Origin of the sequence: Mesorhizobium sp. M4B.F.Ca.ET.203.01.1.1 (assembly GCF_004791025.1) — a bacterium.
GTDB classification, from domain to species: Bacteria; Pseudomonadota; Alphaproteobacteria; order Rhizobiales; family Rhizobiaceae; genus Mesorhizobium; species Mesorhizobium abyssinicae.
In genome coordinates this window covers 1-8,247 of record NZ_SRUO01000034.1, presented here as the reverse complement: position 1 = coordinate 8,247, position 8,247 = coordinate 1, and the positions used below count along the sequence as shown (strand labels likewise).

Annotated in this window: 8 protein-coding genes and 1 pseudogene; 8 read left to right on the top strand and 1 reads right to left on the bottom strand. The window is 59.5% G+C overall.

Features of this window, described 5'->3' with window-relative positions:
• The first annotated feature begins 133 nt into the window (after nt 1–133).
• From EN846_RS33360 to EN846_RS33350, 3 genes and pseudogenes are all read left to right on the top strand, one after another.
• Nucleotides 134–982 (top strand): annotated as a pseudogene (locus tag EN846_RS33360) (ATP-dependent DNA ligase).
• A 78-nt stretch (nt 983–1,060) separates the two neighbouring features.
• Nucleotides 1,061–1,570 carry a DUF892 family protein gene (locus tag EN846_RS33355; RefSeq protein WP_127392967.1) on the top strand — a complete coding sequence of 170 codons (510 nt, stop codon included), beginning with the start codon at nt 1,061–1,063 and terminating at the stop codon, nt 1,568–1,570.
• A gap of 1,012 nt (nt 1,571–2,582) precedes the next feature.
• Complete coding sequence (locus EN846_RS33350) at nt 2,583–2,915, top strand: response regulator (protein ID WP_189523729.1); 333 nt, start codon at nt 2,583–2,585, stop codon at nt 2,913–2,915.
• Between the two features lie 669 nt (nt 2,916–3,584).
• Here EN846_RS33350 and EN846_RS36280 read toward each other — a convergent pair.
• On the bottom strand, nt 3,585–3,812 hold the full coding sequence (locus EN846_RS36280; RefSeq protein ID WP_245493544.1) for a helix-turn-helix transcriptional regulator: 228 nt from the start codon (nt 3,810–3,812) through the stop codon (nt 3,585–3,587).
• A gap of 152 nt (nt 3,813–3,964) precedes the next feature.
• Between EN846_RS36280 and EN846_RS33340 the strand changes: the two genes are divergently transcribed.
• The 5 genes from EN846_RS33340 to EN846_RS33320 all read left to right on the top strand — a co-directional run bounded on the left by EN846_RS33340 (nt 3,965) and on the right by EN846_RS33320 (nt 7,927).
• Nucleotides 3,965–4,726, top strand: a complete 762-nt coding sequence (locus EN846_RS33340) for a hypothetical protein (RefSeq protein ID WP_127394163.1) — start codon at nt 3,965–3,967, stop codon at nt 4,724–4,726.
• 238 nt (nt 4,727–4,964) lie between these two features.
• Nucleotides 4,965–5,240, top strand: a complete 276-nt coding sequence (locus tag EN846_RS33335; protein WP_128347047.1) for a hypothetical protein — start codon at nt 4,965–4,967, stop codon at nt 5,238–5,240.
• Nucleotides 5,237–6,967, top strand: a complete 1,731-nt coding sequence (locus EN846_RS33330; RefSeq protein WP_135859694.1) for a recombinase family protein — start codon at nt 5,237–5,239, stop codon at nt 6,965–6,967. Before EN846_RS33335 ends, EN846_RS33330 begins: the two co-directional genes overlap by 4 nt.
• 378 nt (nt 6,968–7,345) lie before the next feature.
• Complete coding sequence (locus EN846_RS33325; protein WP_127394357.1) at nt 7,346–7,612, top strand: type II toxin-antitoxin system ParD family antitoxin; 267 nt, start codon at nt 7,346–7,348, stop codon at nt 7,610–7,612.
• Nucleotides 7,613–7,615: 3 nt separating this feature from the next.
• The gene (locus EN846_RS33320) at nt 7,616–7,927 is read left to right on the top strand and encodes a type II toxin-antitoxin system RelE/ParE family toxin (protein WP_127394356.1); all 312 of its coding nucleotides are present in this window, start codon (nt 7,616–7,618) and stop codon (nt 7,925–7,927) included.
• The last annotated feature ends 320 nt before the right edge of the window (nt 7,928–8,247 follow it).

Sequence of the window (8,247 nt, the reverse complement as noted above, 5' to 3'; positions counted from 1 at the left end):
CAACTCGCGGACTTCGCGCCATCGTCTCCACGCTTTGAGCCGGGTAGTTATTTAAACATTCAAGTTAGCTAAAATGTTCCGGAACCGGATCGGGGTTTGGTGCCTTGAATCGCGGTCCTGTCGAGTTTCGTTGATGCGTTTGAAGTTCATCGAGCCTTTGATGCCGACGCTGGTAGACAAGCCACCCGAGGGCGACGGCTGGATTCATGAAGTGAAATTCGACGGCTACCGGTCGCAAATCATCATCGATGATGCCGAAGTGCGCATCTTCACCCGACGCGGCCTTGATTGGACAGCCAAATATCGGGACTTGGTCGAAACCGCGAGAGGGTTGAACGTCCGGAGCGCGATCATAGATGGAGAAATCATCGTGCTGAACGACGCAGGCGTCTCCGATTTCGGAGAACTGCGCAAAGCCATCACCGGGCGCCAGCACGACCTCTATTTCGTCGCCTTCGATCTCTTGCATGTCAACGGCCACGACCTGCGGGACATGCCACTGATAGACCGACGTGAAGTGCTGCAGGCTATGATCCCCACAGACAAGCGGATCCAGTTCAGCGAGGCACTTCCGGGAAGCGGCGCGGCCGTCTTTCTCCTTGTGGATCAGGCAGACCTTGAAGGGGTCGTTTCGAAGCGGAAGGATAGTAAGTAACGCCCTGGCCCGTCGACCAACTGGCTAAAGGCCAAATGCTACGTCGAGAAGGAGATGGACATTATCGGTGTACAGCGGGAGGCCGGAAAGCCGGCGATGGTGCTGATGGCGGACAAGGGCCGCTACATGGGCGGCGCCTTCGTCACCTTCAAAGCCGACAAGCGGCAGGCCCTGTGGGACCGGGTCGCCGCCAAGACCGGCGCTCCCTCACCGAAGGGCCTCGCCAAGGAAAAGGCTGAGTGGCTGAAACCGGGGCTGGTCGGCCGAGTTAAATTCCTGGACAAACTTCGCCACGCCTCGCTGAAGGATTTTTGGGAAGCGAACTAGGCTCGCTTCGGCAGCGGCCTTCGAGGAACAAACCGCATCAGGAGACGTTTGGCTCCGATCAAATCATGGAGACAAACAATGTCCGAATCGCGCGAATGGCTGATCCAATGGCTGAGGGATGCTCACGCCATGGAAGAACAAGCTGAGACCATGCTATCGGGCCAATTGAGCCGCATCGAGAGCTACCCCGACCTCAGCGATAGAATCCGCATCCACCTGGAAGAGACCAGGGAGCAGGCCAAGCGGTTGAGGACCTGCCTTGACGGTCTTGAAGAGGGGTCTTCCATGCTCAAGGACGCGGGCGGGAAGCTGACCGCGATGGCGCAGTCGCTCAGCGGCGTGTTCGCCGGCGACGAGGTCATGAAGGGGTCCTTGGCCAGCTACACGTTCGAGCACATGGAAATCGCTTCTTACACCATTCTCATCGCTGCTGCGAACGCAGAGGGCGAAGCCCAGATCGTCCGCGTCTGCGAGCAGAATCTGCGGGAAGAGGAAGCCATGGCTGAGTGGCTGAAGAGCAACCTGTCACAAGTTACGGAAATGTTCCTAGCGCGGGCAGCGACCGATCGCGACAGCGCCAAACGCTGACTCTGGTGCAGTCGGCGGCTTGGTAAAGCGGCTGCTAATATATTTCGACTTGTCGGAAAATTATTCGGAACCGAAATTGCCGCGTCGCGCTTATAGGACAGTGGCAACCCCTCACATCCCAGGTCCGTGGCCACGAACCAGAGCGGCCCGTCGGTTTGTGGAAGACGACGACGGGCCGCTTCAGACTGTTCTTCGCTTAGAGATGGCCCGCAACAAATCGGCTTCGACCGTGCCGGCGTTTCGCTGTTCCCTTTCTTTAGAGCTAGCCGCCGCTCGCCACATAGCAAACACCCGCTGGAGTAAATCCAGTTCTGCGGGTGGCATTGCAGCCGCCCTCTAAGCGGCTTGCGCACTATCGCATAAAGCGGGGTCGGAGGCGAGGGATCCTGGTTTGCTGTTGGGAACGATTTGGCAGTTGAGGGCTATTCAAATAAGCGGTCGATCTCTCAGGAGTGTAGCCGCTAAATGGCAAAATCAGCTCGTCACCAGCGTCCTCGCGGTGGCGGGCTTTTTATTAGCTAAGTCTTAGAAAATGTTAATGTCAGTCGCAGCAAAAAGGGCGCATAATGCTTGTCTGCCCCAAGATGCGGGTAAGAGCCCGGCCTGTGCCAAGTCCCCCCAAAATCCCTAGCAGGTCGGGCACCTCGCAGGGGCAGGGGCAGAGGCCTGGCGATTAGCGGCGGCGGCACCATTTCAGCATGCACCGGATCAGGTCGAACGTCACCTTGGGAACATTTGGAGGACATTCCTACTCGATAAGGTGAGCTTGCGGATGGCCCGGCCTAGTGGCATAGCGGGCCTACTGAATACCCCGGCGCCCGATCGTGTCGCTCTGCCATGCTGCTGAGCAGCCGGGCTATTCGGTTCTCGTCAAATTGACTCGCAAATCCGCCCAACAGGTGTAAGCTTTCTTTAGGACCCGACAACCCAAAGGGGGGCGTCGATGTTGTGTTCTGTCGTTCCCATTAATTCAGGCCAGTTCAAGCCGGCAGCGCCACTGCAAGGACGCCGAGTGCTTGTCGTCGAGGACGAGAATCTGATCGCGATCGAACTCGAAGAGGCGATCACCGAAGCTGGCGGCAGGGTAATTGGCCCTGTGGGCAATCCTGAAGATGCATCGAGGAAAATCGCCAGCGAGGACGTGGAATGCGCCACGGTTGACATAAAGCTTGGTGCTGCCGCGACTTTCGCGGTCGCGGCCGAATTGAAGGCGCACGGCATCCCGTTCATATTCGTCACCGGGTATGACCGGACCATTGTCCCAAGCGAATTTTCGGGCGTTCAGCGTCTCGTGAAACCCGTCGTGCCCGATGACCTCATCAGGCATTTGATCGAGCTGATCTAGTTCACCGGCCACCGACGCGCATCTGGCTAACAAAAGACTGCATTCTTACCTTGCCCTTGAGCCCAGCTTCTGGGACACACCCGGCCACGAATCCTGAGTCACCTCGATAAGCGAGTCGGGCTGTGGCGGTCCCAAAATCGCTATTGGCAACCTGTCCGCGATGAGGAATTAATCCTCCCGGTGCGGCGACTCCCTTTTCGGATCGCCAATGACAATGAAATTTCCCCTTCGTTGAAGACACACTCGGCAAGAAGCTGGAGGCCGGCACAGACCTTCCGTGGACTGCCTGACATGCCGCCGGAATGCGTCCTGAACGTGGCCGAGCTGGTCAAGCGCTTAGGCCCGGATCATGGATGCACTGGGATCTGGTCAAGGTGATCTTCTGCCACGAGCGCCGCGGCGCCGGCCGAGAAGACCGGAACCTACAATTCACCAACCACGCGGCCACACCGGACAAGCGCAAGGGCTGGAGTCCATGAAACGGAGCGGCCCGGCAGGCTGGCGTGGGTAGGCCAGCAAACGCCGGGCCTAACCGGCGCTGGGTGTCGGGGGCGAACACGGCGCCGGCTGGCGAAACACTACGCTCTTGCCGAAATAGCAGGCACGTATCCATAAGGAGCCTTCGAACTTAGCTAGGTTCGAAACAATGCACGCGTGATTGGTGTGTCGTTAGGGTCGCTTGGCCAAGCGCACACCAGGGCCGCCTCCATTCTCTGGGATGAATTCGATCCCCGCAGCTTCAAAAGTTATTCGGAGTGCTGCCACAGTAGAATCTTTAAGTTGTTCGCCTCGTTCAAAGCGGGCGACAGTATCCGGTGAGACGCCTGTATTCCGAGCCAAATCTCTCGTTCCCCAGCCAAGTGCCACACGCGCCATTTTACATTGGACTGCATTCATTTCATAACACCGATACGATTTTGGTTGATCCACAGCCCTGGCTGAGCTATCGTATCCCTGATACGATTATAAACTGCGTGCTGTGGCTGCTGATGGTGCTGAGACCACCTCCAGCAGCCTAACCACAACCTAGGCTTCAGGGAGCTCGGATCATGGCTGATTCCGACCATAGCACGACTTTATCTTCCGTCACTCGGCGGCTGCTGATGACGCAGATTGTTGCGGTGGCCGGAATGTGGCCATTTGGCGCTCGGGCGCGCGAGGGCCGGCAGGACGATCCAGCTCTTCGGTTGTGTGACAGTTGGCATGGGGTTCACCGCTCGACCTTGGTGCTATGCCGGCAACAGCAGCAGTTGGAGACATATCTCGTTAAAGCGATAGGTTTTCCCTCTGCTAAGATGCAGCTTCCCGGCGGCGGGGAAAAGACGGTCCATTCCGTCGAGAGTCTCGACGAACTCTATTCTCACGAAAACGAAGTGGAATGGGTCAGAACGTATTCGGAGCTGGCCGCACATCAGGCGCGCTGGGACGCTACTGATGCCGAGATCGGGTTTTCGCGAACTGACGAACTAATACAGCGATCGGAAGCGGCGGAACAGGCGCTTCTGGATGACCTGCCGCTGACTCCGGCGTGCTCCGTTGAAGGTGTATTGGCTAAGCTCTTGGTTATCCTGCGCTACGGTGAACATTGGCAGATACAGACGATTTCCCCTGGCGTCATATCCGGTCGGTGCTCGATGACCTTGCCCGCTACCATCACATTGATCCGACAACCATCGTCGCTTCATGCGCGCAAGGAAGGCATCAGGAATGCGAAGGAAGCGCTGGCGTATCGGGATTTCGCCGTGACGGCGATGGCGTGGATGTGCTCTGGCGGCCCATTGCGGAGACGACATAGGAATCCCCCGGTTTAGGTTGGTGTTCGAGTGTCTGCGAGTGCTCTCACCGAAACCAGTTGGAACGCACGATAGACCCGGCCAACCGGTGTCCCTTCAACTGAGCGCTATCGCCTCTCTTGGCGATTAGCTGGGAGACGAAACCGCAGAGCGCAAGTCATTGCACGCTATGGCCCTACGATATGAACTTGGTGCTTTCCTTCGCCTTCCGGAGGACTCTGATAGCGGGTCGATCACCATTGAGAGAGCGACCGCGATGGATGAGGAAACCAGAACTGGCCCACAGGCTTTGGTTCCGGCGAACGACAACGGCGACCCCGCCAGCCCCGCGGGGCGTCCCGCACTCACGGTGGCGGCCAAGCTGGATCTGGTGGTGCTGGATATCGCCCGGCTGATCGGCCGGCAGCTGGCGCGGGAGGCAATCGAGGCGGGGCAGGTGGCCAACGACAATCGGCCGAGCCGCCAAAGGGAAGAGGGCGGGGAGCCGGATTGTAAGTCCCTTGGGAACAAGAGAGAGGATATGCCGCCATGACCCGTGTTGCACTCTATGCCCGGTATTCCTCGGACAGCCAGCGGGATGCGTCAATCGAGGACCAGTTGAGGCTGTGCCGCGAGCAGGCGGCGCGGGAGGGCTGGAGCGTGGTGGGAACCTTTGAGGATGCGGCGATCTCCGGCGCCAGCACTGTGCTGCGGCCGGGCATCCAGCATCTGGTACGCGACGCCCAGCGCGGCCGCTTCGAGGTGGTGCTGGCCGAGGCGCTCGATCGCATCAGCCGCGACCAGGCCGATGTCGCGACCCTCTTCAAGCATCTCAAATTCGCCGGCGTTGCCATCGTCACCTTGGCCGAGGGTGAGATCAGTGAGCTGCATGTCGGCCTCAAGGGTACGATGAATGCGCTGTTCCTCAAGGACCTTGCCCTCAAGACCCATCGCGGTCTGCGGGGGAGGGTGGAGAAGGGCAAGGCCGGGGGCGGGCTGTGCTACGGCTACCGGGTGGTGAAAAAACTGGATAGCGAAGGCGAGCCCGTCCGCGGCGACCGAGAAATCGTGCCGGAGGAAGCGACCATCGTGCGCCGCATCTTTCGCGAGTTCGCTGCTGGCAAGAGCCCGAAGGCGATCGCAGTCGACCTCAACAAGGAGGGCGTTCCTGGTCCGCTCGGCCGACACTGGGGCGATACCAGCGTGCGCGGGCATGTCATCCGGGGCACCGGCATCATCAACAACGAGCTCTATACCGGTGTGCTGGTCTGGAACCGCCTGCGCTTCATCAAGGATCCCGCCACCGGCAAGCGCGTCTCTCGGGCTAATTCGCCAATCAAATGGATCCGCACCGAGGTGCCGCATCTCAGAATCGTCGAGGAGGAATTGTGGCTCGCCGTGAAGGAGAGACAGAAATCCATTGCCAGCCAGTTCGCGGCGGTGGCGACCGCCACGCGAAAGGCCCGAGCCAGGAAGCTGCACACCATGAGGCGACCGGTCTCCCTCCTTTCCGGCCTGCTCACCTGCGGCTGCTGCGGGGGCCGCTATGGCCTGTTTACGCGAGACCGCTATGCCTGCCTCAACCACCAGCGCCGGGGCATTTGCGACAATGGGCGCACCATCACCCGCGAGAAGATCGAGGAGCGGGTCCTCGCGGGTCTGCGGGAACGGCTCGTCTCGCCTGATACCGTGGCCGAGGCGATCAGAGCCTATGCTGAGGAGACCAACCGCCTCAACCAGGAGCGTCGCGCGCAGGGCGAACAGGAGCGCAAGGCACTCAACAAGATCGAGCGCGCCATCGCCGGCATCATGGCCGCGATCGAGGATGGCCTGTACCAGCCTTCGATGAAAGCAAGGATGGAAGACCTGGAGAGGCAGAAGGCTGAGATCACCGCGCGTCTGGAGATGACGCCCACTGACCTGCCCGACCTGCATCCCAACATCGCCACTCTCTACCGCAAGCGGGTCGAGCAACTCACGCAAGCGCTCGTCGATCACGAGGACGGACGTCCGGCCGCCGACGCGTTGCGCTCGCTGATCGGAGAGATCGTGCTCACGCCCGGGGACAAGCGAGGCGAGGTCCATGCCGAACTACGCGGCGAGTTGTTCGGCATCCTCGAGTTCGCCAAATCTGACCAAAATGAAAAGTCTGACGATGTCATGACAAAAGGGGTTGCGGGTCCCCGCAACCAAATCAAAAGGCCCGCTTGGCTCCTCGCCAGCGGGCCTTTTGCTTTGGCAGCCAACGATGGTCGCAATCAATTCGCCCCCTGGATCTGAGACGAGGTCTCGGCTGACGCTGGCGAGTTCCGCCTCGTCCAGAGCCGAAGCGTGCAGCGAAAGCCGAATCGGAGCAGCGACCACAACTAGATGCTAAATGAATTTAGCCGGCGGGCCTCTTTCTCAGCCGGCTTCAGTGCCCTCGTCCTGCCTGAATGGCGGGAGTGGACCGTCGGGAGCTGTCGATTGCTCCAGATTGCTCGATCGCGCCGGCGTCATCGGGGCCGAGGCGATATCTCGGTTCTGCCGAATCGGCGAATCAAGCCCGGCGGGGATGATCCGAATCAGAGGCGGAGATCGACCGAATCAGCCGATGCTGGCAATAGATGACATCTATTGCTATGTTCCTATAACCAGACATTTTTTCCAGAGGTTGCCATGCCCAACTATGCTCTGAACGACCACTATGAGAGCTTCATCAGGAAGCAGCTCGAATCAGGCCGCTACAACAATGCCAGCGAGGTCGTCCGCGCCGGTCTACGCATGCTCGAAGACTTCGAGGCGGAGCGGGAGAAATGGCTGCGCGAGGAGGTCCCGGGGCGCCTGGCCGAGCTTCGGCAAGATCCGGCGAAGGGAGTTCCCGCCGAAACGGTTTTTTCCCGGCTTGAGGCGCGTCATCGCGCGAAGCAGGGGAAAGCCAAGTAGGGGATGGAGTATCGAATTGTCTTCCATCCTATGGCGGAAGCTGAACTCGGACAGCTCTATGATGACATAGCCGAGCGCGCGTCGCCCGCGATTGCGTGGAATTTCGTTGTCGGAATCCGCGACCATTGCCTGGGCCTATCGACTTTTCCACAGCGCGGCACCGAGCGGATCGAGATCATGCCGGGGCTGCGGATTGTCGGCTATCGGCGCGCCGTCAGCATTGCTTTTGCCGTCGAGGGTGAGCGAGTGCTGATTTTGGGCATCTTCTACGGTGGCCGGAGTATCACGACGGAATTGCTGGAAGAGCGGCTCTGAAGCCATGCCCAGGCCGGCGTGGCGATTAGCATCCACCATGGCAGGGCAGGCGATTTTTGGGCCGATGCCGGGTATCCGGTGCCGGGCTGGTCGTGAGCCCAGGCAGGAACGGTTTTGCAGCCGATCGCCGGTCGAGATTCAGCCAAGCCAACTCACAAATTTCGACCTTGTGGACATGCCCACGAGAAATCGAAAAAACATCTGAGAAGGCTGTTGACAGTATGAAGAGGTGGCGACTATATACGCCTCACCAACGAGGGCGGCTCGCCGCTGGCGACGAAGAAGTTCGCTTCTAAATCTGCCCTTGTGAGAAATTCAAG